The sequence below is a fragment of the Kitasatospora sp. NPDC101183 genome, assembly GCF_044767945.1.
Lineage (GTDB): Bacteria > Actinomycetota > Actinomycetes > Streptomycetales > Streptomycetaceae > Kitasatospora.
Genome location: NZ_JBIWOW010000022.1, coordinates 19,460 through 44,322 on the forward strand (window position 1 = coordinate 19,460; position 24,863 = coordinate 44,322).

The window sequence follows — 24,863 nt, forward strand, 5'->3', positions numbered from 1 at the left end:
CCTCGTCGAAGTGCTCTTCGTGCCCCCTTGCACGCTCGATCACGAGGAGCCCCGGTGTCCGACACCCATCGGCCCGCCATCACCCTGTCCGCCCTCGGCCTCCGCTGGCACAGCGAGAACGGCACCCCCGCGCCGCGCCGGCTGATCGCCGCCGACCCGACCCTGCCCACCCGAGCCGCCTACCAACTCGCCTGTGAGAGCACCGCCCTGCTCTGGCACGGCGACTACCCGGGCGCGCTCCGACTTCTGCACGCCATGCGCCGCCACGCCGAGCGGCCCCGATCCCGATCCCGACAATCCACCGTCCGCACCGACGCGCCCGTCCCCGGGAGCCCGGCCGAGGCCTTCCGGCGGCACCGCCGGGAACGCGCCTGCCTCGCCCGCGCCCTCGCCATGCTCGTGGTCCCGCTCGGCACCGACCACCGCATCCCGCTCGACGGCGCGCCCGATGTCCGCGAGGCCTGCCGGGCCGCCTACGGGCCGATCCTTGACAACAGAATCGTGTCCCTGCGCGAACTGCTCGGGGTGGTGGGCGCCCACCAGTGGCGGGCGAGGGGCGTTGAGGTGCCTGCCCTCGGCGCACGCGTCCACCCGCACTACGGGGTGTTCGCCCCGGTGCGCGGTGAGTACGTGGGCCTCGTCGCCCGGGCGCCGCTGCCCCCGGCCGCCCGGGAGCACCCCACCGCGTACGACCTGGGCACCGGCACCGGGGTGCTCGCCGCCGTGCTCGCCCGGCGCGGCCTCGGCCCCGTCCTGGTGACCGACGTCAACCCGCGCGCCCTCGCCTGCGCCCAGGACAACGCCCGCAGGCTCGGCCTGGCCGACCGCATCCTGCCGGGCGGGTCCGCCCTCTACCCGCCGGGCACCGAGCGGGTCGCGCTCGTGGTGTGCAATCCGCCCTGGCTGCCGCACCACACCACCTCCACCCTCGACCAGGGCGTCTACGACCCGGGCGGCCGGATGCTGCACGGCTTCCTGGACGGCCTCGCCCGCCGGCTCCTGCCCGGCGGCGAGGGCTGGCTGGTCCTCTCCGATCTCGCCGAACACCTCGGCCTGCGAACCCGCGACGACCTGCTGTCCGCCATCGCCGCCGCCGGGCTGCGCGTCCACGGGCGGCTCGACACCCGGCCGAGCCATCCGCGGGCGACCCACCCCGACCCCGCGGACCCGCTGCACGCGGCGCGCGCCGCCGAGACCACCTCGCTCTGGCGGCTCACCCCGGCTTGACACCCGGTCACCAGTCGCGCACGGCCCGAAGCGACCGCTCCCAGCCGTGGGCATCCGGCCCGCGGCTCCCTAGCCTGGAAGAAGGAGGAGGCGAATCACCATGCTGGGAGACGCACCCGTACTGGCCATGATCCCCGCCACCGACCTGGCGCGGGCCAAGGCCTTCTACAGCGACACCCTAGGACTCAAACTCGTCGACGAGACCGCTGAAGACGTCACCTTCGAGAGCGGCGGCACCCGGTTCGGCATGTACGAGACCCCGAGCGGCGGCCAGGCCGCGCACACCCTGGCCAGCTTCAAGGTCGGCGACCTCGACGCGGAGATGGCGGCCCTGCGGGACCGTGGCGTCACGTTCGAGGAGTACGAATTCCCCGGTCTCACGACCAAGGGCGGGGTCGCCGTGGGCAGTGACGGCCTGCGGGCCGCCTGGTTCAAGGACTGCGAGGGCAACATCCTCTGCCTGGCCGAGCGGCCCGCCGCGTAGGCACCCGCTCGTCCACCCCTCACCCGGGGGCCGGGCCGCGCCCGTGACGGGCGGTCCGGCCCCCGGCCGGGGCGGCGTGCGCTCACCGCCCGCGCACCCGCCGCCAGAGCGCACGGGCCGTCGCCACCGGGTCGAAGGCGCCCGGGCGGCCCCGGGTGATCGGGTAGCAGGCCAGCCCGATCAGCGCCGCGCTCAGGTGGCCGATGCTGGTGTAGTCGCGGTGCTGGTGGACGCCGAGCACGTACACGGCCAGCACCCCGGCCACGTACAGGTACCGCCAGGGCTTGACGATCAGGTACGCCATCACCCCGACCACCCCGGCCAGGGCGTAGCTGACGCCGTAGTCGAGGGTGTAGACGGCCTTCGCCGGGGCGAGGCCCCGGTGGATCGCCCAGCCGAGCACGCCCTCGCTGAGGTAGGTCGCGCCCACGTGGGCGATCATCGCCACCGAGATCCAGCGCAGCGAGCCCAGCCAGCGCTCCACGGGCACGTGGAAGAGGTTGTAGAGCACGAAGTAGGTCGGCCAGCCGCCGCCGGCGATCCACAGCGCGCTGGTCACCAGGACACGGACGGGTGACACCTGGAGGTGGTGCAGGTTGGTGGAGCGCCGCTCCAGGATGCGGTCGGCCGTGGCGTGGTCGACGTGCCGGATGATCTGCGTGGTGACGAGCAGCACGGCCAGCCAGGCGTAGCTGCCCGGGGCGCTGCGCACGTAGGCCCGCACGGCCTGCCCGGCCCTCGCCCACCAGGGCTCGCGCCACTCCCGGCCCGACCCGCCGGTGCTGCCGGTCATCGACACCTCCTCGCCGGTCCCCTTCACCCTCGCCCCGGCACCCCGGCGGTGCGCCGACGCGCTGCACTGTTCGGGTGAGTCCCCGGGGCGGGCGCCACCAACCCCTTGCCCCCGGGGCCCACCTCGCACGTCATACCCACCACCGGCGACTGACGTACGCTGGCGCCTGACCGCCCGGGCCGCACAGCAAAGGCACCACGCACCATGAGGGACAGCCTCTCCACGGACGAACGCCCCATCCCGGGCGCGGAGAGGGCCCAGCACCCCGCCCTCCGCGTGCTCTCCCGGCTGCGGCTGACCACGGTCTACGTCCTGCTGCTCACCGCGATGGCCGCCTGGTTCGCCAACCAGGGCCACGCGGAGCGGGCCCGCTTCGTCCGGCACAACAGCAGCAACGTCCATCACATGGAAGTGGGCAAGTGGTGGACCATGATCACCAGCGCCCTGGTGGTCGACGGCGTGCCCGCCTGGGCGGGCATCGGGGCGGTGGCCGTGGTCCTGGGCCTGGCCGAATGGCGCTGGGGTGCCCTCAGGGCCGGAGCGGTCTTCCTCTTCGGACACCTGGGCGCCACCCTGCTCACCGAGGGCGCGATGTGGGTCATGCTCGTCGCCCACATCCCGGGCGCGCTCTCCCGGGCGCGGGACGTCGGCATCAGCTACGGGCTGGTCGCCACGGCCACCTGCCTGCTCGCCCTCGGCCCGGCGCCGCTGCGCCGGTTCGGCCTCCCGGCACTCGCCCTCGCCCTGGCGGGAGCGTGGGCGACGGACCAGCAACTGGCCGACGCCGGGCACCTGGTGGCCTTCGCCCTCGGCCTGCTCGCCTCCCGTTCGGCATGGCTGCGTGTCAGGGCCCGTACAAGGCGCTGACCGCTCCACCACGGCCTCCTCGGCCCACAAACCGAACCCGCCGCGCCACCTGCCCCTTCACCGGGGCGTCACCTGAACCGCACCGGACCCGCCCCGCGTCGATATCGGGGGAGGCCGATTCCGCCGAGCGGTCGACGGCTATCATGCGTGAACGTTCAACCGGTTGTCGGCGCGGCTGTGGTGACAACCATTCAGGTCACTGGAGGGGGACCGAGATGACCACACCCGAGGACGGCACGGACGCCGTGGAACCGGAAGGCTCGCACCAGGGCGCCGAGGCGTTCAGGTCGGAGGCCGACGCCGAATCGGTGACGCTGGAGACCGACCGGCCGCACCCGGCGCGGATCTACGACTACTGGCTCGGCGGCAAGGACAACTTCCCTCCGGACCGCGCGGCCGCCGAGCACGCCATCTCCGTCTCCCCCGACATCCCGCAGGCCGCGCGCGAGAACCGCGCCTACCTGCGCCGCGCCGTGCGGCTCGCCGTCGAGGCCGGTATCCGCCAGTTCGTCGACATCGGCTCCGGCCTGCCCGCCCAGGGCAACGTCCACGAGGTGGCGCAGGAGATAGCCCCCGACGCCCGGGTGGTCTACATCGACAACGACCCGATCGTGCTGGCCCACGGCCGCGCCCTGCTCGCGGACAACCGCTCCACCACCGTGCTCACCGGCGACCTGCGCGATCTGGACGAGCTGCTCGACCGCCCCGCGCTGCGCGAGCTGATCGACCTCTCCAAGCCGGTGGCCGTCCTGATGATGGCGGTCCTGCACTTCGTGGACGACGACCAGGCCACCGCCGCCGTCCGGGCCGTGCACAAGAGAGTCGTCCCGGGCAGCTACCTGCTGCTCTCGCACAGCACCGCCGAGGGCAACCCCGAGCGCGCCGCCGCGGCCGCCAGGACCTGGGACAAGACCACTTCCGGCATCCGACTGCGCAACCGGGCGCGGGTGGAGGAGTTCTTCGAGGGCTGGGAGCTGCTGGAGCCCGGCGTGGACTTCGTCCCGCTCTGGCGCCCGGAGGGCTCCACCCACGGTTCCACCCGCTGGATGTACGCGGGCGCGGGCCGCAAGATCTGACGCCGCCCACCCCCATACTCGCCCTTGCTCGCCGCAGGCCGGATTCCCCCGAGGGAGCCCGGCCTGCGGCACCATCCGGCCCAATTCGCGGGCCGAGCACGACAGTTGACCCCGAAGAGGCGGCACTTCCCGCCGCCGTCCCGGCCGACGCGATCGTATTGTCTTGCGGAACTCTGCAAATTTATGCCAGAGTACGGGCATCGGATACATCGAGATCCCCACAGTCGCTAGTCAACATCGCTGAGTCAGGAGCCCGCTCCCCGCGGGTCAAGGGTGCACCCATGTCGAAGGTCTTGAGCAAGCTGCCGGTCGGAGAGAAGATCGGCATCGCATTCTCCGGTGGTCTGGACACCTCGGTGGCCGTCGCGTGGATGCGCGAGCACGGCGCCGTCCCGTTCGCCTACACGGCCGACATCGGCCAGTACGACGAGCCGAACCTGGCCGACGTCCCGGCCCGTGGCCGCGCCTACGGCGCCGAGCAGGCCCGGCTGGTGGACTGCCGGGCCGCCCTGGTCGAGGAGGGCCTCGCCGCCCTCGCCTGCGGCGCCTTCCACATCCGCTCCGCCGGGCAGACGTACTTCAACACCACCCCGCTCGGCCGGGCCGTGACCGGCACCCTCCTGGTGCGCGCCATGCAGGAGGACGAGGTCTCGATCTGGGGCGACGGCTCCACCTACAAGGGCAACGACATCGAGCGGTTCTACCGCTACGGCCTGCTCGCCAACCCCAGCCTGCGGATCTACAAGCCGTGGCTGGACTCGGCCTTCGTCACCGAGCTCGGCGGCCGCAAGGAGATGTCCGCCTGGCTCTCCGAGCGCGACCTCCCCTACCGGGACTCCGCCGAGAAGGCCTACTCCACCGACGCCAACATCTGGGGCGCCACCCACGAGGCCAAGCGGCTGGAGTACCTGGACACCTCGATGGAGATCGTCAGCCCGATCATGGGCGTGGCCTTCTGGGACCCGTCGGTCGAGATCGCGACCGAGGACGTCACCGTCGAGTTCGAGTTCGGCCGGCCCGTCCGGATCAACGGCCAGGCGTTCGCCGACGACGTGGCGCTGGTGCACGAGGCCAACACCATCGGCGGTCGGCACGGCCTCGGCATGTCGGACCAGATCGAGAACCGGATCATCGAGGCCAAGAGCCGGGGCATCTACGAGGCCCCCGGCATGGCGCTGCTGCACATCGCCTACGAGCGGCTGCTCAACGCCATCCACAACGAGGACACCCTCGCCACGTACCACACCCAGGGCCGGCGGCTCGGTCGGCTGATGTACGAGGGCCGCTGGTTCGACCCGCAGGCGCTGATGCTGCGCGACAGCCTGCAGAAGTGGGTCGGCCACGGCGTCACCGGCAGCGTCACGCTGCGGCTGCGGCGGGGCCAGGACTACTCGGTGATCGACACCCAGGGCCCGCACTTCAGCTACCACCCGGAGAAGCTGTCGATGGAGCGCAGCGTGGACGCCGCGTTCGTCCCGGACGACCGGATCGGTCAGCTGACCATGCGCAACCTGGACATCGCCGACTCCCGCAGCAAGCTGGAGCAGTACGCCGTCCACGGCCAGCTGGCGCCGTGGACCGGGCTGATCGGCGAGCTCGCCCCGGGCGGCGCGGCGCCGATCGCGGCCGGCACGGGCGACGAGGCGGAGTCCAGCGCCCTGGACCACGCCGCGATCGAGTCCGGCACGGACTGATCCCCTGACGGCCCGGCCGGAGCTGTCCACCGCGGCTCCGGCCGGAGCCTGCCCCCTGCGCGCCGGGGCGCTGTACCCACCCTTGGGTACAGCGGCCCCGGCCGTTCCCCCGGCCCCGTCGCCGGGCCTGTCCGCTCTGGGCGCCCGAGCACCGCGCCGCCCCGGCCGTTGCTGCGCACGCCGCCCAACCGGCCCGAGCAGCCCGAGCAGCACACACGGCGCCCGTCACCGTATCCGCACCACGCCCCGCCCCCGGACTGCGCGCACGCCCAGCCGGGCGTCGCCGAGCGCGGCGGCGGCCCCGGCCCGCTGCCGGGCCGCGACCGCGTCCCGCAGCGTCAGCAGGATCTCGCCGTCGTAGTGCTCCGCCAGCAGGCGGGCCAGCCGGGCGGTGCCGCCGGGGCGGGCGTCGGGAGCCAGGTCGGGCAGTCGGCCCGGCGCACTGAGGTCCTGCGCCTGGACGGCCCAGCGGGCGGCGTCGCCGGCCTCGCCCTCGGCGGCGTAGTGCACGGCGAGGCAGTGCACGGACAGCTGGTCGCCGTGCTGGGCGGCGATCCGCCACCAGAACACGCCGTCGCCCGTGCGCCCCATGCCGTAGAACAGGCAGCCGAGGGTGCGCAGGGCCGCCTTCTCGCCGAGTTCGAGGTCGAGGGCCAGCTCGCCCGGCTCCGCTGCGCCCGCGACGGCCGCGCACAGGTGCCGCAGGTCCCGCCGCAGCTCGGCGCGCCGGCCGCCACCCGGCGGGTCGCCGGAAGCCGGTCCGGAGACCGCGCCGGGGCCCGATCCCCTGCCCGAGCCCGCTCCCGGGGCCGAGCCGTGCGCGGGCCGCGCGGCGGACGGCGGGCGGGCCGGGCGCTCGCGCGCCGACGCGGGGGGCCGCCGGGCGGTGGCCAGGCGCTCGGCGAGCCGGCGGGTGAAGTCGACCGGGTCGTGGTCGCGGAACTCCCGTTCCAACTCGGCGGCGTGCGCGTCCAGCAGTTCGGCGGCCTTCATCGCGCCTCCCCGTCGTCCGGGTGTTCCAGCAGGTACTCGAGGTGGCGCCGCCCGAGGCTGTAGTACGTGCGGGCGGTGGTGTGGGCGATGCCGAGCGCCCGTCCGATGTCGGGGTAGGACAGGCCGGCCTGGCGCAGCCGGACGACGTCGGCCTGGACGGGTGCGGCGCGCGCGAGTTCGTCCATGGCCCAGTCGAGGGCGTCGAGTTCGGCGAGTTCCTCCAGTTCGTCCTGGCTGGTGTCCGGGCGGCGCTGGGCGATGACCCGCAGCCGTTTGCGCTCGGTGCGGCGGCGGTCGCGCAGGACGTCGACGACCGCGTCCTTGAGGACCTTGAAGCCGAAGGCCTGCGGGTCCTCGCTGGCGAGGGCGCGGCGCCAGTTCTTGTACAGGGTGGCGCCGGCGTTCTGGACGGCGTCCTGGGCATCCTCACGGTGGTGCAGGCGCTGCTGGGCGTAGCGGAGGTATCCGGGGTTCTCGCGGGTGAAGAAGGCCTCGAAGTCGGCCGGAAGGTCGGCGAGCGGGTCCGCCCGCAGGGCCGGTTCCTCACCCGGCCCGGGGGTGCTCACACCCGTCCCCCTTTCGTGGGTCAACTGGCCGGCCCACCGGGTGGCACGCCGACGGCCCGTGGAGGGGCTCGTGGTGTAACCGTCCGGGAGGTGCGGATTGTCGACCGGATCGGGCGGACAATTGGCGAACGTTTCCGTTCGTTTCCGACCACCGCCGCTGACCTGGCGGTTCGACCCGATCGGCCCCCACCGAGCCGCGGCCACGTGACCCAGATCACAGCACGCGGCCGCCCGGCTTGACAAGCGCCGTCGCGCCACCCCCGCGCCACCGGCAGGCCCGCACTACGGGACGGGCTCCACCGCAGCCGCGTCGAGCTCGGCGGTCAGCCGATCCAGCAGCCCGCGCAGCGCGGCCAGGTCCTCGACGGGCAGCCCCGTCGCGGCGAGCAGCCTGCGGGGCACCTCCACGGCGCGCTCCCGCAGGGCCGCGCCCTCCCCGGTGAGGCGGACGGTCACCGAGCGCTCGTCCTCGGCGCTGCGCTCCCGAGCCACCAGCCCGGCCGCCTCCAGCCGCTTGAGCAGCGGGGAGAGCGTCCCGGAGTCGAGGCGCAGCCGTTCGCCGATCCGCTTGACGGGCGCCTCGCCGTCCTCCCAGAGCACGAGCATGACGAGGTACTGGGGGTAGGTGAGCCCGAGGTCCTTGAGCAGCACCCGGTAGACGCCGCCGAAGGCGCGCGAGGCCGCGTTCAACGAGAAGCAGATCTGCTGGTCGAGGCGGAGCAGGTCCTCGTCCGCCATACCGGGGAGCGTGGTCATGCCCTCCATGGTACCGATCGATGCCGCACCATCGAGTGCCGCACGATCAAGCGTCATGCCATTCAGTTGTGCGCAACTCAATTGCGTGCTCTACTTGTCCTCGTCACCACACGAAGCCTTCCGAAGGGACGCACCATGGACGCGATCTACACCGCCGCCGCCACCGCCAACGGCCGCGAGGGCCGCGCCGTCAGCTCCGACGGCCGACTGGACCTCGCCCTCGCCATGCCCCAGGCGCTCGGCGGCGACGGCAACGGCACCAACCCCGAGCAGCTGTTCGCGGCCGGCTACGCGGCCTGCTTCGCCAGCGCCCTCGGCCTGGTCGGCCGCCAGGCCCGGGTGGACACCGGCGAGATCTCCGTCACCGCCGAGGTGTCCATCGGCAAGGACGGCGCGGGCTTCGGCCTCGCCGTGGTGCTGCGCGTCGAGCTGCCGGAGTCCCTCGCGGGCGAGGCCGGCGAGCTGCTGGTCAAGCAGGCGCACGAGGTCTGCCCGTACTCCCGCGCCACCCGGGGCAACATCCCGGTCGAGCTCGTCGTCGAGTAGTCCCGCCGGCCCCGCCGCAGGAGGTCAGCCCTCCCCCGGCTCGCCGCCCGGCCCGTTCGCGGAGCGCAGGGTGGCGAGCCGTCGCCGGTACTCCTCCTCGTCGATCTCGCCCCGGGCGAACCGCTCCGCCAGCAGTTGCTCCGGCGTCGGCCCGTGCGGCGCACCGCCGGGGCCCGGTCCGCCCGGTCCGCCCGTCCAACCGTGCCGCCAGGCCGGTCCGGGGCCCGCCGCGCCGTGCTGGAGCGGATCCCGCGTCCGGGAGGCGGAACGGAGCAGGACGACGGCGAGCAGGACCAGCAGAAGGACCAGGAGCGAGCCGACCACCACCATCCCGATGCCCCAGCCGCCCAGCCCGTGGTCGAACCCGCGTCCGTATCCGTGCCAGTGCCCGTGCCTCATCAGGACCTCCTCCTCCGGCCCCTTCGGGCCCGCCGAGGCGATCAGCGCCTTACCACCATCCTGCGCCCGTCAGCGGCCGGAGCGACCCGGGAGACCTGAGGAAAGCCTGAGAAATCGTTCCGGCACCGGGCGGGCCCTCCGGCCGGGGTAGCGTGCCCACCATGGCCCACCACCCGCCCGCCGACGACCGCTCCCCCGAGCGGCTCGTCGCCGCCGGACTGCTGCGCCGCCACGAGGACCCGACCCGGCACCCGACGCTGGGCGGCTCGCCGGTCTCCTACGTCTCCACCCCGCTGTGGGCCGAGCTGTCCGCCCTGGCCATAGCGCCGAACGCCGCCGAGGCCACGGCCGCCGCGCTGCTGCGCGAGCTCGCCGCCCAGGCCGTCGACGCGGCCCTCGCCCCCGGCAACGAGGCCGCCCCGCGCGACGACCTGTACGAGACGGACCCCGCCCACATCGGCCCCCACCGCCGCACGGTCTGGTTCCGCCGCTCGGGACCGCACGGTCCGATCACCGCCCTGTTCCCTTCGTAGGGCCCGCCGGGGCGGCCACCCCAACGAGCCCTGGGCGAAGGGTGGTTCAGCGCTCCACCTGGAGGCTGTGGCAGACCCAGCTGAGCCGGTCCGGCCCGTCCAGCGGCGGGCGGTCGTGGTACGTCCCGTCCGCCACCGAGAGGTTGACGATCAGGTAGGCGTGCCAGGCGGCGCCGACGCCGTGCAGGTCCGCGTAGACGAGTTCGTCCTCCACGTACCAGTCCACCGAGTGCGAGCCGAGGGCCACGCGCAGGCCGATGGTGGCGCCCGGGGCGACGCCGGAGCCGCCGCCGTGCCAGTAACGGAAGCCCCCGCGCACGTGGTTGGAGATCTCCAGCAGGTCGGGGTTGTCGGGGTGGTACTCGAAGACGTCCACCTCGTTGCCGCCGTCGCGCCAGGTCCAGATCGCGGGCCAGGCGCCGAGTTCGGCGGGCAGCGTCACCCGCGCCGACAGCACGTCCCCGGTGCGCAGTTGGAAGCCGTCCGGACTGCCCTCGGTGGTGAGCAGGTTGCAGGTCCAGAGCCCGCCCGTACGCCGCCGGGAGGCGGTGAACACGCCGCCGGGGCAGTGGTCGCGGCTGAGGAAGTCGAGTTTGTGGTCGCTCCGATTGGTCGGGCCCATTCTCGGGTATGCGCTGGTGCGCCCGGCGATCCACTGCCTGGTCGAAGTGAAGTCCGCGTCGAACACGACTGTCACGGCCGCCTCCCCGAAGCTCCGGAGTCCCGGCAGTCTGCGGAGCCGGGCACACAGAGTGAGTTACCCGATACGCTCCGCAGTATGCGAACGGGATCACCCGGACCCGGCGCGGGGCCATCTCCGGGGCCGATCCCCCGGGCCGCTCCCCTGGTCAGCCGACCGGTGACGGCGCCCCGCCGGCCTCCAGGCGGTCGGTCACCGAGATCACGCCGTCCACCGACCGGCACAGGTTGAGCACGATCGGCACCAGGTGCGGTTCGGGGACGGTGCCGCTGAGCACCACCCGGCCCTGGATGACCTCCACCCCGACCTGCGCCGGGCTGACCCCCTCGATCCGGCCGAGCACCTCCTCGACGATCTCCCGCCGGATCACCACGTCCTCGCGCAGGAAGACCCGCAGCAGGTCCCCCCGGCTGACCATGCCGACCACCCGCCCGTCCGTGTCCAGGACGGGCAGCCGCTTGAGGCCGTGCCGGCTCATCAGCCGCGCCGCCGCGACGACGCTCGTGTCGGGCGTGGTGCAGACCGGCTGGGCCGTCATCAGGTCGGCGGCCGTGACCGAGCCGCCCTCGCCGACCCGTGCGGGCTCGGGGGCGGGAAGCAGGCTGTGCGGGTCCTCCTGCGCGGCCAGGGTCCGCAGCAGGTCGGCCTCGGAGACCACCCCGAGCGGCCGGCCGTCCGGGTCGACCACCGGAACGCCGGTGATGTCGTACTCGGTCAGCAACGCCACGATCTCCCGGAAGCCGGTCTCGGGAGCGACCCGGACCACGGGGCTGGTCATCACTGATTCGACGGTGGCATGCCGCACGCCGGTTCACCTCGTCCACCACGCTGGGCCCACCGGGTGCGGATCGTCCCGGTCGGTACCCGCAGCATCGCGCCCGGCGGGCCGTAAAGCCAGGGTCCATGGGGCCGAACGGGTGGGACCTTCGGCCCGGGGACTCTGACGGGAAACCGACGGAACACCCTCCGGACGGCGCAACCATCACATGATCGACTCGTTGGACCGTCCACCACGACAGCACGGACGGCACCGGGAGGGCCCGTTGGCAGCACGGACGGTGGGCGCGGCCTGGCGGCGACGGGGCGCCTCGCAGCGGCCGGTGGCGCTGGCGGAGGCCGCGCTGGTGCGCCACTACCGCAGGCTGGTGCGCCTCGCCTACCTGGCGCTGCCCGCCGACCGCGACCGGCACACCCGGGTGCTCGCCGCCCACGCCGCCGTCCAGCGGGCGCTGCCCCCGCCCTGGCCCCGGCGCGCCGACCGGACCGCCGCGGCGGAGGAGGGGGAGGAGTACACCCGCCTGCGCCACCGCGTGCTGCGCGCAGCCCTGCGCCCGCACCTGGCGCACCGGCTGCTGCCGGCGCCCCGGGTGTGGGGCCTGCGGCTGTTCACCCCGCACGGCGGCGGGGAGGACGCGGCGCTCGACCACGCGCTCGCCGCCCTGGACGCCCCGGCGCGGGCCGCGTACGCCCTGCGCGCCGTCGAGGGCCTCGCGCCGGAGGCCGCCGCCGAGGTGCTGCGCGCGGCGGGGGTCGAACGGGCCGAGGAGGCCGTCGCCGCCGCGGCCGGCCTCCCCGAGGGCCCGTCGGCCGAGCCGCCCGCCTTCGACCCCTGCGCCGTCCGGGTCCAGCCCACCGACCTGCTGCGCCGCCGCCGCACCCTGACCGCCGCGCTTGCCGTGGCGGTGCTCGGGCTGACCACCACCGCCGCCGTGCTCGGCGACTCCGCGCCCGCCGCCGCGCCGCACACCGGAGCGGCCCCCGGCACCGCGGTGGACCGGGCGCGCCTCGTCCAGGTCGCGCCGGACGCCTGGCAGCACACCACCCGGGTCGACTTCGACGTCTGGCCCGCCCGGGGCGACCGCCGCGAGGACGGGCCCCTGCTCGACCGCGCCCTGACCGCCTGGGGCGCACCCGGCCCGCGACTCCGCGCCGAACCGGGCACCGAAACCGCCCCGCCCGCCGCGCCGCCCCACCTGCTCTACGCCGGGACGGTGGACGGCACGGGCGTGGTCGTCCTGTACGACGGGCGGCGCCTCGCCCGGTACGAGGACGGGCCCGGCGGCGCAATGGACCTCGCCCGCGCCGACGGCGCCGACCCCGCGACGGCGGGCGCCCTGGTGCTGCGCCGCCAGGGCCCCACCGTCCGCTACCTGCTCGCCCCCTGGGTGGAGGAGGCGGACACCCGCCGGATCGACCAGCCCGACGCCCCCGCCCACCCGTTGGAGCACCCGGACGGGATCACCGCCCCCGCACCGGGCGGCGGGCTCGCCGACTGCCACGGCGCCACCGCGCTCCAACTGCGCACCTCCGCGGTGCTCGCCGACCGCGGCGCCTTCCTGCTGGCCGACCTCGGCGGCCTGGTGCCCGCCCACCTCACCTGGACGCCCCCGCTCGACCGCAACCAGCCCCCGCAGCCCGACACCGGCCCGCGCGAGGCCGTCGCCCAGGACGCCCTCCAGGCCTGGGCCCGCGCCGGCTGCGCCCTGCCCGACGGCACCCCGGGCGTACGGCAGCTGAGCCTGTGGGCCTTCGCCGCCCAGCAGCTCCCCCAGAACGCGGGCCCGGCCGCCTGGTACTGCCTGCGCGCCGACCGCTGGAACGGCGAGGGCAGCGCCGCCACCGCCGTCCTGCTGCCGACCGCCCGCAGCGCGCAGCGCACCGGCGGCGGCCAGGGCCGGGCGTGCAGCCGCTACGAGCCGGAGGTGGCGGCCTGGGCCTGGTGGTGCTCCCCGCAGGGCGCGGACTACCTGCTCCTGGCGGGCAGCCGCCGGGCCGCCCGGTTCGCCGTCAAGGGCCCCGACTGGTCCCTCGAACGCCCCGCCCCGGACCACGTGCTCGCCCTCGAACGCCCCGCCCGCGGACCCGTCCAGGTCGAGGCCGTGCTCGACGGCGGCACCCGGATCACCGCGCAGCGTTGAGCCCTTCGCCACATCGATCAGTCCAACTCCCGCCCACCGCCCGGCCCCTGACCGCTCAGGGGCGGCGGCGAAAACGGCTGCGCCCCCGCCCGCCCCGGGCGCTACCATCGGCCGCCATGGCGATGTTCGTCCACCTGACCTCCGCGGCCACCGCGCCGCGCATCCGCCGGGCCGGCGTCCGGGCCGCCAGCCCGGGCCAGAGCGGCGTCCGGGGCGTCTACCTCTTCCCGGTGCTGCCCTCGTACACGCTCACCCACCAGTGGCTGCGCGAGCTGGCCCGGTTCGGCCCCAAGGGCGCGCTGGTCGCCGTGCACGTCCGGCTGGACGACGACGAGCAGGTGCTGGTCGGCCACTACGGCGACAAGTGGAGGGACCGCCAGAAGTGGACCCCCGCCGGCGAGGCCGTCGCCCGGATCGCCGCCCTGGCGGACCCGCGCGGCTGGGAGGTGCTCCTGCCCCGCGCGGTGACCGCCCGGGAGGTGCACCGCATCCGCTCCGTGCCGCAGGTCGCGGGCTGGCGCTACGTCCCGAACGCGCACGGCACCCGGCCCTGCCTCTGCCAGGGCTGCCGCCCGTACGGGAACTACGGCGACCGGCGGCTGCGCGAGCGGCATCCGCACCCGTTGGACGGCCCGCCGCCGCCGGCGCGCGTGCTGCTCGCCCGGATCGAGGCCGCCTGGCCCGCGTTCCGCGCTCCCGACGGCGACCCTTCGGCAACCGATCCGGGCGACGCGCAGGCGCTGCGCGAGGCCCTGCACTGGTTCAACCTGCGCCGGCGCCGGGGCCCGGTGGAGGAGCTCGCCCGGCTCGCGGGCCACCCGGACCGCGAGGTGCGGCGGGCGCTCGTCCGGGCGGTCCACCAGTGGTCCACCCCGGGGGTCGCCGCGCTGCTCGACGTGCTGGCGGGCGACCGGGACGCGACGGTGCGCGCCGCCGTCGAGACGGTCCGGGACCTGTGACGGACCGTAGGCGAACGGGCGGGCGGCGGCCCCACGGATCGGGCTACCGCGACGGTGCGTGACGGCCGTCTCCCCGACGTGCCCGTTCGGCGCACCGGGGCGATCATGGGACGAACCGCGTCTTCGGCGATCCGGCCCGCCGGGCGCCCTTCGACAGCGCCCCCCGGGCGCCGCCGGGAAGGTGGACCGCGATGTTCCAGCTCCTCTGGATTCTGCTCATCGGCTTCGTGCTCGGCGTGATCGCCAAGTTGATCCTGCGCGGGCCGCAGTCGATCCCCTGGTGGCTCACCATGCTGCTCGGCGCCGGCGGCGCCCTGCTCGGCAACGCCGTCTCCGGCTGGATCGGCGTCCGGCACACCTCGGGCGTCGACTGGATCCGCCACTTCCTCCAAATCGGCTTCGCCGTGGCCCTGGTGGCCTTCGTCGCACCGGCCTGGGCCAGGTCCCACCCCAGGCGCTGAACGCCCGGCCCGATTGTCAGTGGCACGTGCAAGACTCCCTCGGAGCCTGACGAACGGGCTCCGAGGGAGGTGCACGATGCCGATGAACGGGACGTGGCAGCTGTTGCGCGGCAGCGAGTTGCTCGGCGAGATCGCCGTCGACGACCCGGACATGCCCTGGCAGCGCGGCCGGTTCACGCCCTCACCCGGATTCGCCGAGGTCAAGCCCTGGTTCGACGAATCGGCCGCCCTGGTCGACGCCGAGGACTACGAGGGCTTCGAGCGCGCCTACGACCCGATCGAGGAGTCCCTCACCCTGGCCGCCCCCAGCGGCCCGGTGGACGGCTTCCTGCTCCACATACGCGGCGACGAGGCGTCCTTCCGCTGCTGACCCGCTGCCCCACCCGACCCGCTGACCCACCGACCCGCTGCCGCGCCCCGTGTCAGCCCACGTGCACGGCCGGACGGCGGCGGCGGTCCGGCTCGGCCTCGCGCAGCACCTCGCGGGTGACGGGGGCGATCTCGCCCTGCCCGAACAGGAAGAACCGCAGGAACTGGGCGAAGGGGTTGCCCTCCGTCCACTCGAAGTAGATGTGCGGCTGCTGCCCGGTGAGGTCGCGTACCTGGAGCAGCAGGGCGGCCAGCGCGTTGGGGACGCTGGAGCTCTGCAGCGACAGCACCCGGTAGCGCTCGTGCAACACCTCGCCGCGCACGGTCAGTTCGGCCTCGAAGTCGGAGGGGTCGAGCACGGTGACCTCGACGAAGACGAGGTCGTCCTCGGCCGGGATGTCGTTGTCCTTGCGCATCTGGTGGAGCTTGTCGCGGTACTCGGCGAGGTCCCGGTTGTTCGGCTCGTTGGCGATCAGCCGCATCGGCCGGTGCTGGTAGTCGCGGACGAAGCGCTCCGCCGTGGCGTCCAGCACCACGTCGGTGACGCGCAGTTCGAAGGCCCGCTTGAGGCGGGACAGGAAGGAGACCAGCATGATGCCCGCGATGAAGCAGGCGCCGATCTTCACGCCGTCGGGCCGCTCGGCGATGTTCACGGCCGTGGTGTAGAGGAACACGGCGGCGATCACGGCGAAGCCGATGGTCCAGTTGCGCTGCCCGGCCTTGTGGGCGGCGATGGTGACGGCGATGGCGGCCGAGCTGATCAGCACCAGCACACCGGTCGCGTAGGCGCCGCCCTGGGCGTCCACGTCCGCGTTGAAGATCCAGGTGACCAGGAAGGCGATCAGGGTGAGCACGATGACGGTGGGCCGTACGGCCCGCGCCCAGTGCGGGGCCATGCCGTAGCGCGGGAGGTAGCGCGGCATCAGGTTGAGCAGTCCGGCCATCGCGGAGGCGCCGGCGAACCAGAGGATGGCGATGGTGGAGAGGTCGTAGACGCTGCCGAAGGTGCTGCCGAGGTACTCGTGGGCGAGGAAGGCGAGCGCCCGGCCGTTGGCCTGACCGCCCGTCCTGAACTGGTCGGCGGGGATGAGCAGCGTGGTGATGAAGCTGGTGGTGATCAGGAAGCAGCTCATGATCACGGCGGCGGTGGTGAGCAGCTTGCGGGCGCCGCGGATGCGGCCGGTGGGCTTCTCCTCGGTGTCGTCCGGGTCCCCCTCGATGTGCGGCATGACGGCGACACCGGTCTCGAAGCCGGACAGGCCCAGGGCCAGTTTGGGGAAGACGATCAGGGCGACGCCGATCATCGCGACGGCGTTGCCGTGCTCGACGGTGAGGGCGCTCGTCCAGTCGTGGAAGACGTGCGGGTGCTGGAACACGTGCCAGAGGCCGTTGGCCACGACCACCACGTTGAGCGCCAGGTAGACGGCGACCAGGACGACGGCCAGGCCGATCGCCTCGCTGAAGCCCTTGAGGAACACCGCGCCCAGCAGCGCGACCATGATCAGCGTCAGCATGACCTGCTTGCCCGACAGGGCGCTGTGCAGGTGCGGGTTCTCGACCAGGTGCGCGGTGGCGTCGGCGGCGGAGAGGGTGATGGTGATCATGAAGTCGGTGGCCGCGAAGCCGAGCAGGGTGAGGACGAAGAGCTTGCCCTGCCAGAAGGAGAGCAGCCGTTCCAGCATCGCGATCGAGCCCTCGCCGTGCGGGCTCTCCTGGGCGACGCGCCGGTAGACGGGCAGCGCGCCGAAGAGGGTGACGACCACCAGGACGATCGTCGCCAGCGGGGAGACCAGGCCGGCCGCGAGAGCGGCGATGCCGGGCTGGTAGCCGAGGGTGGAGAAGTAGTCGAGGCCGGTCAGGCACATGACCCGCCACCACCGCTGGCCCTTCTCCTTCGGGGCCTGCGCGTGCGGGCCGGGGTGCTGTTTGGCCATGTCGGAGAGGCCTTCGAGCATCCACTCCCGGAAGCGCTCCCGTCGCGTCGAAGACGCCATCCCCGGTTCGGCCGAACCCGACGAGACCACGTGCACCCCTGTCCACGACTCCGGCCGGCCGCACCACGGCTCCCGACCCCCAGACCGCCGGACGGCGGGCCTGGTCAGGCTAGGTGACGCCGGTCACGGGACCGGGCAGCCGGCGCACGGACACGCCCGGGCGACGCCCGTACGGCCCCCTCGGGTGGCGGGAGGCGCACGCGTGTGTCCGCACGCCCGGCGCGGCGAGGAGTAAGCACCCTCCGAAAGGGTGAGGATGCACCAGTACATTGACGAGCCGACGACAGGGGCCCCCGTGGCGCAGCCGAGCCGACGAGGCGTTCTGGGCCTGGCCCTGGCGGCCGCCGCCACCACCTCCTGCGGCCCCCGCCACCCGGCGGCCGCCGCCGCGCACCTCGCCGCCACCCCCGCCCCGGCGGGCACCCCGGGCGGCCCGGCAGCCCCCGCCCACCTGGGCGCCCCGCAGGAGAACGCCCTGCCCGGCAGCCCCGACTGGGAGATCACCGACCCCGGCCGGGCCGGCGCCGTCGAGGGCTTCGCCGACCGGGTCAGCGTGCTGCCCGGCGAGGAGTTCGGCCTGCACGTCTCCACCACGGCCGCCGCCTTCACCGTCTCCGCCTACCGCACGGGCTGGTACGGCGGCGCCCGCGCCCGGCTCGTCTGGCGCCGCGAGCACGTCCCCGGCACCCGGCAGGAGGCCCCGCAGGTGGACAGGGCCACCCGCACCGTCCTCACCGGCTGGCAGCGCACCCTCGCCGTGGGGACCACCGGCTGGCCCGAGGGCGCGTACCTGTTGCGCCTGGACGCCGAGGACGGCTCCGGCCGCTCCTACGTCCCGCTCACCGTCCGCTCCGCGAGCACGGCCGGCCGGACGGTGGTCATGAGCGCCCCGGCGACCTGGCAGGCGTACAACGAGTGGGGCGGCTACAGCCTCTACAACGGCCCCACCGGCACCCTCGCCACCCGCTCGCTCCAGGTCGTCTTCGACCGCCCCTACGACTACGACCACGGCGCCGGCCTGTTCCTGGTCTACGAGGCCCCGCTGATCGCGCTCGCCGAGCGGCTCGGCCTGCCCCTGGCGTACACCACCGGGATCGACGTGGCCCGCGAGCCCGGCCTGCTGCGCGGCGCGAGCGCCGTCCTCTCGCTCGGGCACGACGAGTACTGGTCCCCCGAGCAGCGCGCCCACGTGGTCGCGGCCCGCGACGCGGGGACCAACCTGGCCGTCCTGGGCGCCAACTGCTGCTTCCGCAGGGTCCGCTTCGAGCCCACCGCCCTGGGCCCGGACCGCACGGTCGTCTGCTACAAGGACGCCTGGGCGCAGGACCCGGGCCACCGGGCGGGGGCGCCCGCCACGACCGACTTCCGGTCGGGCCCGGGCGCCGACCCGGAGAGCGCGATGCTCGGCGTCATCTACGACGGCTACCCGGTGGACGCCCCGTACGTCGTGACCTCCCCGGAGCACTGGGTCTTCGCGGGGACGGGCGTGGCCGCCGGGGCGTCCTTCCCGCACCTGGTCGGCGTGGAGTACGACCGGGTGAACACCGCCTTCCCCACCCCGCGCCCGATCGAGGTGGTCTCCCACTCCCCCGTCGTCTGCGAGGGCCGGCGCTCCCACGCCGACACGGCCTACTACACGGTGCCCGGCGGCGCCGGGGTCTTCGCCACCGGGACGATGCGCTGGGTCGAGAGCCTCGACGCGCACGGGCCGGGCGGCGGCAAGGCGGACCACGGCATCGACTCCCGCGCCGGGGACCTCGTGCGCACCGTCACCGAGACCGTGCTGCGCGCCTTCGCCGCCGGCCCGGCCGGGCACACCCGTCCGGCCGTCGACAACCTCGCCTCCGTCTACGGCGCCTAGGGTCACCGGTACACCGGCGGCGCACGGCGGCGGTTCCTCAGGACGAAGCCGGTCCAGGACGTTCAAGATCATGCAAAATCGATCAAGGTCGGGGCGGCACGCCACAAGGGCCCATCGCGGTCGAACGGCTCTCCGGGGCGGGGACGGGCGGTGCCCGGCGGGCACCCGTGGTCGGTGGGAGTGACGCGCGCGGATACACTCACACGGTCTACTGCGGAGCGGGCCGTCGCGGGTGACCGGCCGGCGCGGCCGGGGCGCGGCCCGAGAGGGTGCGAGGGAAACAGAACATGGTCGAGGCCTCCCCCAAGGTCGTTGTCGTCGTCCCCACGTACAACGAGAGGGAGAACCTTCCGGTCCTGGCGGGGCTCCTCGCGGACCTCGAGGTGCCCAACCTGCACCTCCTGGTGGTCGACGACGGCTCGCCGGACGGCACGGGCGAGGTCGCCGAGAAGCTGGCCGCCGACTCCGGCGGCACCGTCGGGGTGCTGCACCGCACGACCAAGGACGGCCTGGGCCGCGCCTACCTGGCCGGCATGGCCCGGGCGCTGGACGAGGGCGCGGACATCGTCGTGCAGATGGACGCCGACCTCTCGCACCCCGCCTCGGCGATACACGAGATGCTGCGCATCCTGGAGGACGGCGAGACAGCCGTCGTGCTGGGCTCGCGCTACGTCCCCGGCGGCTCGACGGCCTCCGAGTGGCCCTGGCACCGCAAGGCGCTCTCCTCCTGGGCCAACTTCTACGTCAACGCCATCCTGGGCCTGGGCGTCCGGGACGCGACCGCCGGGTTCAAGGCCTGGCGGGCGAGCACCCTGCGGGCGATCGACCTGCCGACGGTGCAGAGCAACGGCTACTCGTTCCAGGTCGAGATGAACTACCGGGTGATCAAGCGGGGGCTGTCCATCCGCGAGGTGCCGATCCGCTTCGAGGAGCGGGTCGAGGGGATGTCGAAGATGAGCCTCGGGGTGCAGGTCGAGTCGGCGCTGGCGCCGTGGAAGCTGCGTTTCGACCGCGACGAGCCCAAGGCCTGAACACGGAGGCCCCGGCAAAGGGGCGCCCGGCCCGCGCCGGGCGCCCCACCGGAGCGGCGTTCTCAGGGCATCAGCCAGGGGTGCTGCGGCAGCGGGTGGCCCGTCTCCAGGTAGGTCTTGAGGTTGGACAGCACCGCCGACCAGCCGTGTTCCACGTCCGCCCGCTCGGCCTCGTCGGCCAGGTTCGCGTGGTGGACGGTCAGCCGGGTGAGCTCCTGCCAGCCCTGGATGTCGTAGTCCACCCTGGCCGGGCCGCCCGGCCGGGCGCGCCCCGGCTCGGCCCAGGTGACGACCAGCCGGTGCGGGCGCTCGGCGGCCTCGACCGTGCCGATGGTGTCGGCGATCCCCGACCCGTCCGTGCGCTGGTGCTCCCAGGGCGTGCCGGGCAGCCAGGTGGAGACGTTGCGGTGGCCCCAGTAGAGCCCGGTCTCGTCGGCGTTGGTCAGGGCGTGCCACACGCGTTCGGGGGTGGCGCGCAGGTAGACGACGGCGCGGACGTCGGGGGCCGTCACGGGCTCAGCCCTCGGCCGCGTCGAGCAGGGGCTGGATCTCGATCTTGCGCATGGTCATCATCGCGTTCATGACGCGGGTGGCCCTGGCGCGGTCCTCGCCGCCGACGAGGTCGAGCAGGACGCGCGGGGTGATCTGCCAGGAGAGGCCGAAGCGGTCCTTGAGCCAGCCGCACTGGCTCTCCTCGCCGCCGTCGGCGGTGAGCGCGGCCCAGAGGCGGTCGACCTCCTGCTGGTCGTCGCACTCGACCATGAGCGAGACGGCCTCGGTGAAGTGGAAGTGGGGGCCGCCGTTGAGCGCCGCGTACGGGCGGCCGTCGAGTTCGAACTCGACGGTCATGACCGCGCCGGGCTCGCCCGCCTCCGTGTCGGGGTAGCGGGCGACCTTGGTGATCCGGGAGTCCCGGAACAGCGAGGTGTAGAAGGTGGCGGCCTCTTCGGCCCGGCCGTCGTACCAGAGGAAGGTGGTGATCTTCTGCATGGGCCCGACCGTAGCGCCGGGGACCGACAGTGCGGGCCAGCCACGGCCGGGGGTCACCGGATCGGCGCCCCCGGCCACTTGACGGCTGGTCAGTGAGTGACGGCCGGTCAGTGCACCCAGCCCGCGTAGCGCTGGGCGAAGCGCAGGCCGGTGTGGGCGGTGACGGTGACGTCGTAGCGGCCCTGCTTGTCCAGCGGCCAGGTCAGGTTGACCTGCTTGCCGGGCTTGACCCGCACCGTCTTCGCCGTGCCCGCGAAGTCGTTGGGCGCGGCGGTGAAGGAGACGTCGGTGAGGCCGTCGTTGGCGACCTGGAGGGTCAGCTTCAGGCTTCCGTGCAGGTCGGCCGTGACGATCGGCACGCCGATGTCGTTCTGGCCGTTCTGCCCGTCCTTGGCGTCGCGCACGACGGTGCCGGCGAAGCGGCGCACGAAGCCGTCCGGGCCGTGGACGGTGAAGTCGTAGCGGCCGTCGGTGGTGGCGGCGTCCCAGACGTACCGGGCGGTGGCGCCGGGGGCGACGGTGTACGGGGTGCCGGCGAAGGGCAGCAGGATGTTCGGGTAGACGGTGTACGGGAAGGCCACCGAGCCGTCGTTGCTCATCGTGCAGGTGACCTTGCCGGTGACGCGGTCCACGTCCACGTCGGCCCAGGGCTGGTAGGGCAGCGGGCGGTGCGGGCGCTCGCCGCGCTCCTGGACGGGCATCGCCTGGGCGCCGACGGCGGGCAGGGCCACGCCGGGGAGCTTGGTCCCGGCGTCGGCCTTCGCCATCAGGGCCTTGGTGTCCGGGAGTTTCGGGATCGAGAAGTCCGGTGCGGCGAAGTCGAAGCAGCTGGTGAGGTCGCCGCAGACGGCGCGGCGCCAGGCGGAGATGTTGGGCTCGGCGACGCCGGTCACCAGCTCCATGAAGCGCAGCACGCTGGTGTGGTCGAAGACCTGGGAGTCGACCCAGCCGCCGCGCGACCAGGGCGAGGCGACCCACAGCGGCACCCGGTTGCCCAGGCCGATGGCGCGGCCGTGGGTGAACTCCTCGGGGGTTCCCTCCTCGGGGGTGGGCGGGACCATGTGGTCGAAGTAGCCGTCGTTCTCGTCGTACATGACGAGGAAGACGGTGTGCTCCCACACGGCGGGGTTGGACATCAGCGACTGGAGCGCCTGGTTGACCCAGTGCGCGCCGTAGGCCGGGCCGGCCTCCGGGTGTTCGGAGAACAGGTAGGGGGCGACGAGCCAGGAGATGGTCGGCAGGGTGCCGTCCTTGCAGTGGCGGTCGAAGTCGGTGGGGTCGAACTTGGTCATCGCGTTGATGTAACGCGGGTCGTCGTGCGGGAAGTTGTGGAACTGCTTGAAGTAGGAGAGGGCGTTGTCGTCGTAGTCGCCGGTGCGGTCGTCCTTGCTGGGGTTGTGGTAGACGCGCCAGCTGACGCCGGCCTTCTCCAGGCGCTCGGCGTAGGTGGTCCAGTCGGCGACGGGGTTGTCGGTGACGGGGGTGTTGTCGATCCAGGGGCCGGTGGTGCCGTCGCGGCCGGGGCCGGAGGTGCCCGTCCACAGGTAGAGCCGGTTGGGGTCGGTCGGGCCGGCGAGGGAGGTGAAGTAGGCGTCGCAGACGGTGAACGCGTCGGCGAGGGCGTACTGGTAGGGGATGTCCTCGCGGGTGAAGTAGCCCATGGTGCGCTCGCCCTTGGCGGCGATCCACTTGTTCATCGCGCCGTTGTTGATGGCCTGGTGGCCGGTCGCCCAGTCGTGGGCGAGGCCGCCGGCGTTCTGCGCGTTGTACTTGGCGGTGTCCATCCGGTACGGCAGCATCGCGCCGCCGTCGCTGCGGCGGGCGTCGGGCTGGCGGAAGACGTCGGTGCCGTCGGGGAAGGTCAGCGCCTGCTTGTCACCGAAGCCGCGGACCCCGGAGAGGGAGCCGAGGTAGTGGTCGAAGGAGCGGTTCTCCTGCATGAGGACGACGACGTGCTTGACGTCCTTGATGGTGCCGGTGGGCTCCGCGTCGGGGCGGGCGGCTGCGGCGGGGGTGGCGGCGAGGCCGGTCAGGGCGGTGGCGCCGACGGCCGCGGTGGCGCCGACGAAGGTGCGGCGGGAGAACTCGGGCATCTCGGACCGGCCTTTCAGAGCTGGAAGGTGGCGACGGCGGCGGCGGTGTCGGACGGCCACTCGTCGGCGGCGGCGTTCGGCTCGGCCTGGGGCCAGCCGGTGACGAGGGTGTGGGCCTCGACGAGCTTGAGCGCCCCGGCGTACAGGACGTAGTCGATGCGATCCTGCGGTTCGGGCTTGTCGCCGCGCCGCTTGCGGGTGGGCGACCAGGTGGCACCGGGGAACTTCACCGGGTCGGGGTGCTCCTCGCGGAAGGCGTCGGTCAGTCCGGCGTCCTGGAGCGCCTTGGAGACCGGCCAGTTGAGCGGCCCGACGCCCTGGTGGGCGGCGGCGGTCGCGGCCGTCCAGTCCAGGTGGGAGGGCGAGGAGAGCGCTCCGGCGAGGACCACCGGGGTCTTGCCGGCGAGGTCGGCGCGGACGGCGGCGGCCAGGGCCGCGGCCTGCCTGGCGCGCGCGGAGGCCTTCTCGGCGGCCTCGACCTGCGCGGTGCCCTGGCCGTCCTGGAGGGCGTACGGGCCGTAGCCGGTCTCGTCCAGGTGCGCGGCCCAGAGGCGGACGGTGCGCCCGCCGGGCAGGGTGAGGGTGGCCGCGACGGCGGGCAGGTCGGGGGTGGCGGCCCGCAGGTCGGTGAGCGGGTGGCGGCTGAGGATGCCGACGCTGCCGGGGCTCTGGTGGGCGTACCAGCCGAGGGCGTCGGCGAGGGTCTTCGCCCGCTCGCCGGCGGTCTCCTGGAGCGCCAGCACGTCCAGGCCCTGGCTGAGCACCACGCGCAGCTGCTTCTCCAGCGCGTCGGTGTGGGCGGCCCCGGCGTCGTGCAGGTTCCAGCTCGCGGCCTTGAGGCGGGGGCGGGCGGAGGCGTCGGCGACCGGGACGAGGACGGTGACGGTGTCCACGGCGCCCGCGGAGTCCTTGACGCCGACGACGATCGGCTCGGGGTCCCCGGCGGCGGGGGCGGTGCCGGTGACGGTGCCGTCCGCGCTGACGGAGGCCCAGGCCGGGCCGCTGACCTTGCGGTAGGTGGCACTGCCCGCAGGGTTGCCGGCCGGGCGGGACCAGAGGCCGCTGAGCTTGACGCTCACCTTGGCGCCGGGGGCGACGGGGGCGGTGGTGAGGGCGTCGACGGCGGCGTGCGGGCGCGGGACGACGGGCTTGGGCCGGAAGCTGAACGGGGCCGTCTGGGCGAGGACCGCGTAGCCGTCCTTGGCCAGCAGGTAGGCGGTGTACGGGCCGCCGGTCAGGGCGGAGGTGTCGAGCTGGACGTCGCCCTCGGCGGCGGCGGTGTACTTCCACAGCAGCGAGGAGCCGGTGCCGGGCTTGCGGGCGCCGTCGTAGATGCCGACCCAGTTCTTGGCGTCGGGGGCGTCGGTCGTCCAGTGGAAGGTGAGCCGGTCGCCTTCGACGGGGTTGGCGGAGGAGGTCAGGGTCAGGGCGCTGCCTGCGGCCACGGTTGTCCTGTCCGCCGCCGGGCGCCCGGTCCGCCGGGGGGACGGTGCCGGGGCCGCGCGCGGCTGGTCACGGAGGCTGGGAGGGAGATGCTCCACAGTTGGCTGTAC

25 protein-coding genes are annotated in these 24,863 nt (G+C 74.0%); 13 read left to right on the forward strand and 12 right to left on the reverse strand.

Annotated elements, in window-relative coordinates:
* Window positions 1–54 precede the first annotated feature (54 nt).
* Complete coding sequence (locus ACIRRS_RS27765) at window positions 55–1,227, forward strand: methyltransferase (RefSeq protein WP_402976067.1); 1,173 nt, start codon at window positions 55–57, stop codon at window positions 1,225–1,227.
* Between the two features lie 100 nt (window positions 1,228–1,327).
* A complete protein-coding gene (locus ACIRRS_RS27770; protein ID WP_402976069.1) occupies window positions 1,328–1,711 on the forward strand; it encodes a VOC family protein in 384 nt (127 codons plus the stop codon).
* 82 nt (window positions 1,712–1,793) lie between these two features.
* Here the strand turns inward: ACIRRS_RS27770 and ACIRRS_RS27775 are convergent, their stop codons facing one another.
* Window positions 1,794–2,504 (reverse strand): rhomboid-like protein, encoded by a 711-nt coding sequence (locus ACIRRS_RS27775; RefSeq protein WP_402976071.1) that lies wholly within the window; start codon window positions 2,502–2,504, stop codon window positions 1,794–1,796.
* A 204-nt stretch (window positions 2,505–2,708) separates the two neighbouring features.
* On the opposite strand from ACIRRS_RS27775, the gene ACIRRS_RS27780 reads away from it, so the two are divergent.
* The 3 genes from ACIRRS_RS27780 (at window position 2,709) to argG (ending at window position 6,141) form a co-directional block, all read left to right on the forward strand.
* Window positions 2,709–3,371 (forward strand): rhomboid-like protein, encoded by a 663-nt coding sequence (locus ACIRRS_RS27780; RefSeq protein ID WP_402976073.1) that lies wholly within the window; start codon window positions 2,709–2,711, stop codon window positions 3,369–3,371.
* A 215-nt stretch (window positions 3,372–3,586) separates the two neighbouring features.
* Complete coding sequence (locus ACIRRS_RS27785) at window positions 3,587–4,447, forward strand: SAM-dependent methyltransferase (protein WP_402976075.1); 861 nt, start codon at window positions 3,587–3,589, stop codon at window positions 4,445–4,447.
* 281 nt (window positions 4,448–4,728) lie between these two features.
* Window positions 4,729–6,141, forward strand: a complete 1,413-nt coding sequence (gene argG, locus ACIRRS_RS27790) for an argininosuccinate synthase (RefSeq protein ID WP_402976077.1) — start codon at window positions 4,729–4,731, stop codon at window positions 6,139–6,141.
* A 225-nt stretch (window positions 6,142–6,366) separates the two neighbouring features.
* On the opposite strand, the gene ACIRRS_RS27795 is transcribed toward argG, so the two are convergent.
* The 3 genes from ACIRRS_RS27795 to ACIRRS_RS27805 all read right to left on the reverse strand — a co-directional run bounded on the left by ACIRRS_RS27795 (window position 6,367) and on the right by ACIRRS_RS27805 (window position 8,456).
* Entirely contained in the window at window positions 6,367–7,134 is a 768-nt protein-coding gene (locus ACIRRS_RS27795; RefSeq protein ID WP_402976079.1) for a hypothetical protein, read from the reverse strand.
* Entirely contained in the window at window positions 7,131–7,700 is a 570-nt protein-coding gene (locus ACIRRS_RS27800; protein ID WP_402976081.1) for an RNA polymerase sigma factor, read from the reverse strand. Before ACIRRS_RS27800 ends, ACIRRS_RS27795 begins: the two co-directional genes overlap by 4 nt.
* A gap of 282 nt (window positions 7,701–7,982) precedes the next feature.
* Window positions 7,983–8,456: a MarR family winged helix-turn-helix transcriptional regulator gene (locus tag ACIRRS_RS27805; protein ID WP_402976083.1), complete on the reverse strand. Its 474-nt coding sequence runs from the start codon at window positions 8,454–8,456 to the stop codon at window positions 7,983–7,985.
* A gap of 135 nt (window positions 8,457–8,591) precedes the next feature.
* Between ACIRRS_RS27805 and ACIRRS_RS27810 the strand changes: the two genes are divergently transcribed.
* The gene (locus ACIRRS_RS27810) at window positions 8,592–9,002 is read left to right on the forward strand and encodes an organic hydroperoxide resistance protein (RefSeq protein WP_402976085.1); all 411 of its coding nucleotides are present in this window, start codon (window positions 8,592–8,594) and stop codon (window positions 9,000–9,002) included.
* A 24-nt stretch (window positions 9,003–9,026) separates the two neighbouring features.
* Here the strand turns inward: ACIRRS_RS27810 and ACIRRS_RS27815 are convergent, their stop codons facing one another.
* The gene (locus ACIRRS_RS27815; protein WP_402976087.1) at window positions 9,027–9,401 is read right to left on the reverse strand and encodes an SHOCT domain-containing protein; all 375 of its coding nucleotides are present in this window, start codon (window positions 9,399–9,401) and stop codon (window positions 9,027–9,029) included.
* 161 nt (window positions 9,402–9,562) lie between these two features.
* Here ACIRRS_RS27815 and ACIRRS_RS27820 point away from each other — a divergent pair, with 161 nt between their 5' ends.
* Entirely contained in the window at window positions 9,563–9,934 is a 372-nt protein-coding gene (locus ACIRRS_RS27820; protein ID WP_402976089.1) for a hypothetical protein, read from the forward strand.
* 46 nt (window positions 9,935–9,980) lie between these two features.
* On the opposite strand, the gene ACIRRS_RS27825 is transcribed toward ACIRRS_RS27820, so the two are convergent.
* A complete protein-coding gene (locus ACIRRS_RS27825) occupies window positions 9,981–10,631 on the reverse strand; it encodes a beta-glucanase (RefSeq protein ID WP_402976091.1) in 651 nt (216 codons plus the stop codon).
* 151 nt (window positions 10,632–10,782) lie between these two features.
* On the reverse strand, window positions 10,783–11,412 hold the full coding sequence (locus ACIRRS_RS27830; RefSeq protein ID WP_402976093.1) for a CBS domain-containing protein: 630 nt from the start codon (window positions 11,410–11,412) through the stop codon (window positions 10,783–10,785).
* A 265-nt stretch (window positions 11,413–11,677) separates the two neighbouring features.
* Here ACIRRS_RS27830 and ACIRRS_RS27835 point away from each other — a divergent pair, with 265 nt between their 5' ends.
* From ACIRRS_RS27835 to ACIRRS_RS27850, 4 genes are all read left to right on the forward strand, one after another.
* Window positions 11,678–13,552 carry a hypothetical protein gene (locus tag ACIRRS_RS27835; protein WP_402976095.1) on the forward strand — a complete coding sequence of 625 codons (1,875 nt, stop codon included), beginning with the start codon at window positions 11,678–11,680 and terminating at the stop codon, window positions 13,550–13,552.
* Window positions 13,553–13,668: 116 nt separating this feature from the next.
* A complete protein-coding gene (locus tag ACIRRS_RS27840; protein WP_402976097.1) occupies window positions 13,669–14,511 on the forward strand; it encodes a HEAT repeat domain-containing protein in 843 nt (280 codons plus the stop codon).
* A gap of 191 nt (window positions 14,512–14,702) precedes the next feature.
* Window positions 14,703–14,972, forward strand: coding sequence for a GlsB/YeaQ/YmgE family stress response membrane protein (locus ACIRRS_RS27845; RefSeq protein ID WP_402976099.1), 270 nt, complete (start codon window positions 14,703–14,705; stop codon window positions 14,970–14,972).
* A gap of 82 nt (window positions 14,973–15,054) precedes the next feature.
* Complete coding sequence (locus tag ACIRRS_RS27850; RefSeq protein ID WP_402976101.1) at window positions 15,055–15,342, forward strand: hypothetical protein; 288 nt, start codon at window positions 15,055–15,057, stop codon at window positions 15,340–15,342.
* A gap of 52 nt (window positions 15,343–15,394) precedes the next feature.
* On the opposite strand, the gene ACIRRS_RS27855 is transcribed toward ACIRRS_RS27850, so the two are convergent.
* Window positions 15,395–17,335 carry an amino acid transporter gene (locus ACIRRS_RS27855; RefSeq protein WP_402976103.1) on the reverse strand — a complete coding sequence of 647 codons (1,941 nt, stop codon included), beginning with the start codon at window positions 17,333–17,335 and terminating at the stop codon, window positions 15,395–15,397.
* Between the two features lie 295 nt (window positions 17,336–17,630).
* On the opposite strand from ACIRRS_RS27855, the gene ACIRRS_RS27860 reads away from it, so the two are divergent.
* Window positions 17,631–19,196: a N,N-dimethylformamidase beta subunit family domain-containing protein gene (locus tag ACIRRS_RS27860; protein WP_402976105.1), complete on the forward strand. Its 1,566-nt coding sequence runs from the start codon at window positions 17,631–17,633 to the stop codon at window positions 19,194–19,196.
* Window positions 19,197–19,483: 287 nt separating this feature from the next.
* Window positions 19,484–20,227, forward strand: coding sequence for a polyprenol monophosphomannose synthase (locus tag ACIRRS_RS27865; protein ID WP_402976107.1), 744 nt, complete (start codon window positions 19,484–19,486; stop codon window positions 20,225–20,227).
* Window positions 20,228–20,289: 62 nt separating this feature from the next.
* Here the strand turns inward: ACIRRS_RS27865 and ACIRRS_RS27870 are convergent, their stop codons facing one another.
* The 4 genes from ACIRRS_RS27870 to ACIRRS_RS27885 all read right to left on the reverse strand — a co-directional run bounded on the left by ACIRRS_RS27870 (window position 20,290) and on the right by ACIRRS_RS27885 (window position 24,755).
* Window positions 20,290–20,739 (reverse strand): SRPBCC domain-containing protein, encoded by a 450-nt coding sequence (locus tag ACIRRS_RS27870; protein WP_402976109.1) that lies wholly within the window; start codon window positions 20,737–20,739, stop codon window positions 20,290–20,292.
* Between the two features lie 4 nt (window positions 20,740–20,743).
* Window positions 20,744–21,217 carry a VOC family protein gene (locus tag ACIRRS_RS27875; RefSeq protein WP_402976111.1) on the reverse strand — a complete coding sequence of 158 codons (474 nt, stop codon included), beginning with the start codon at window positions 21,215–21,217 and terminating at the stop codon, window positions 20,744–20,746.
* Between the two features lie 107 nt (window positions 21,218–21,324).
* Window positions 21,325–23,310: a phosphocholine-specific phospholipase C gene (locus ACIRRS_RS27880; protein WP_402976112.1), complete on the reverse strand. Its 1,986-nt coding sequence runs from the start codon at window positions 23,308–23,310 to the stop codon at window positions 21,325–21,327.
* 14 nt (window positions 23,311–23,324) lie between these two features.
* A complete protein-coding gene (locus ACIRRS_RS27885) occupies window positions 23,325–24,755 on the reverse strand; it encodes an endonuclease/exonuclease/phosphatase family protein (RefSeq protein WP_402976114.1) in 1,431 nt (476 codons plus the stop codon).
* Window positions 24,756–24,863: the final 108 nt, after the last annotated feature.

What these genes read in the sequence shown, in the direction of transcription:
- ACIRRS_RS27770 (WP_402976069.1), top strand. Translation starts at nt 1,328, where the DNA reads ATGCTGGGAGACGCACCCGTACTGGCCATGATCCCCGCCACCGACCTG.
- ACIRRS_RS27820 (WP_402976089.1), top strand. Translation starts at nt 9,563, where the DNA reads ATGGCCCACCACCCGCCCGCCGACGACCGCTCCCCCGAGCGGCTCGTC.
- ACIRRS_RS27810 (WP_402976085.1), top strand. Translation starts at nt 8,592, where the DNA reads ATGGACGCGATCTACACCGCCGCCGCCACCGCCAACGGCCGCGAGGGC.
- ACIRRS_RS27875 (WP_402976111.1), bottom strand. Translation starts at nt 21,217, where the DNA reads ATGCAGAAGATCACCACCTTCCTCTGGTACGACGGCCGGGCCGAAGAG.
- ACIRRS_RS27780 (WP_402976073.1), top strand. Translation starts at nt 2,709, where the DNA reads ATGAGGGACAGCCTCTCCACGGACGAACGCCCCATCCCGGGCGCGGAG.
- ACIRRS_RS27815 (WP_402976087.1), bottom strand. Translation starts at nt 9,401, where the DNA reads ATGAGGCACGGGCACTGGCACGGATACGGACGCGGGTTCGACCACGGG.
- ACIRRS_RS27845 (WP_402976099.1), top strand. Translation starts at nt 14,703, where the DNA reads ATGTTCCAGCTCCTCTGGATTCTGCTCATCGGCTTCGTGCTCGGCGTG.
- ACIRRS_RS27880 (WP_402976112.1), bottom strand. Translation starts at nt 23,310, where the DNA reads ATGCCCGAGTTCTCCCGCCGCACCTTCGTCGGCGCCACCGCGGCCGTC.
- ACIRRS_RS27805 (WP_402976083.1), bottom strand. Translation starts at nt 8,456, where the DNA reads ATGACCACGCTCCCCGGTATGGCGGACGAGGACCTGCTCCGCCTCGAC.
- ACIRRS_RS27785 (WP_402976075.1), top strand. Translation starts at nt 3,587, where the DNA reads ATGACCACACCCGAGGACGGCACGGACGCCGTGGAACCGGAAGGCTCG.
- ACIRRS_RS27795 (WP_402976079.1), bottom strand. Translation starts at nt 7,134, where the DNA reads ATGAAGGCCGCCGAACTGCTGGACGCGCACGCCGCCGAGTTGGAACGG.
- ACIRRS_RS27855 (WP_402976103.1), bottom strand. Translation starts at nt 17,335, where the DNA reads ATGGCGTCTTCGACGCGACGGGAGCGCTTCCGGGAGTGGATGCTCGAA.
- ACIRRS_RS27850 (WP_402976101.1), top strand. Translation starts at nt 15,055, where the DNA reads ATGAACGGGACGTGGCAGCTGTTGCGCGGCAGCGAGTTGCTCGGCGAG.
- ACIRRS_RS27840 (WP_402976097.1), top strand. Translation starts at nt 13,669, where the DNA reads ATGGCGATGTTCGTCCACCTGACCTCCGCGGCCACCGCGCCGCGCATC.
- ACIRRS_RS27830 (WP_402976093.1), bottom strand. Translation starts at nt 11,412, where the DNA reads ATGACCAGCCCCGTGGTCCGGGTCGCTCCCGAGACCGGCTTCCGGGAG.
- argG (WP_402976077.1), top strand. Translation starts at nt 4,729, where the DNA reads ATGTCGAAGGTCTTGAGCAAGCTGCCGGTCGGAGAGAAGATCGGCATC.
- ACIRRS_RS27775 (WP_402976071.1), bottom strand. Translation starts at nt 2,504, where the DNA reads ATGACCGGCAGCACCGGCGGGTCGGGCCGGGAGTGGCGCGAGCCCTGG.
- ACIRRS_RS27865 (WP_402976107.1), top strand. Translation starts at nt 19,484, where the DNA reads ATGGTCGAGGCCTCCCCCAAGGTCGTTGTCGTCGTCCCCACGTACAAC.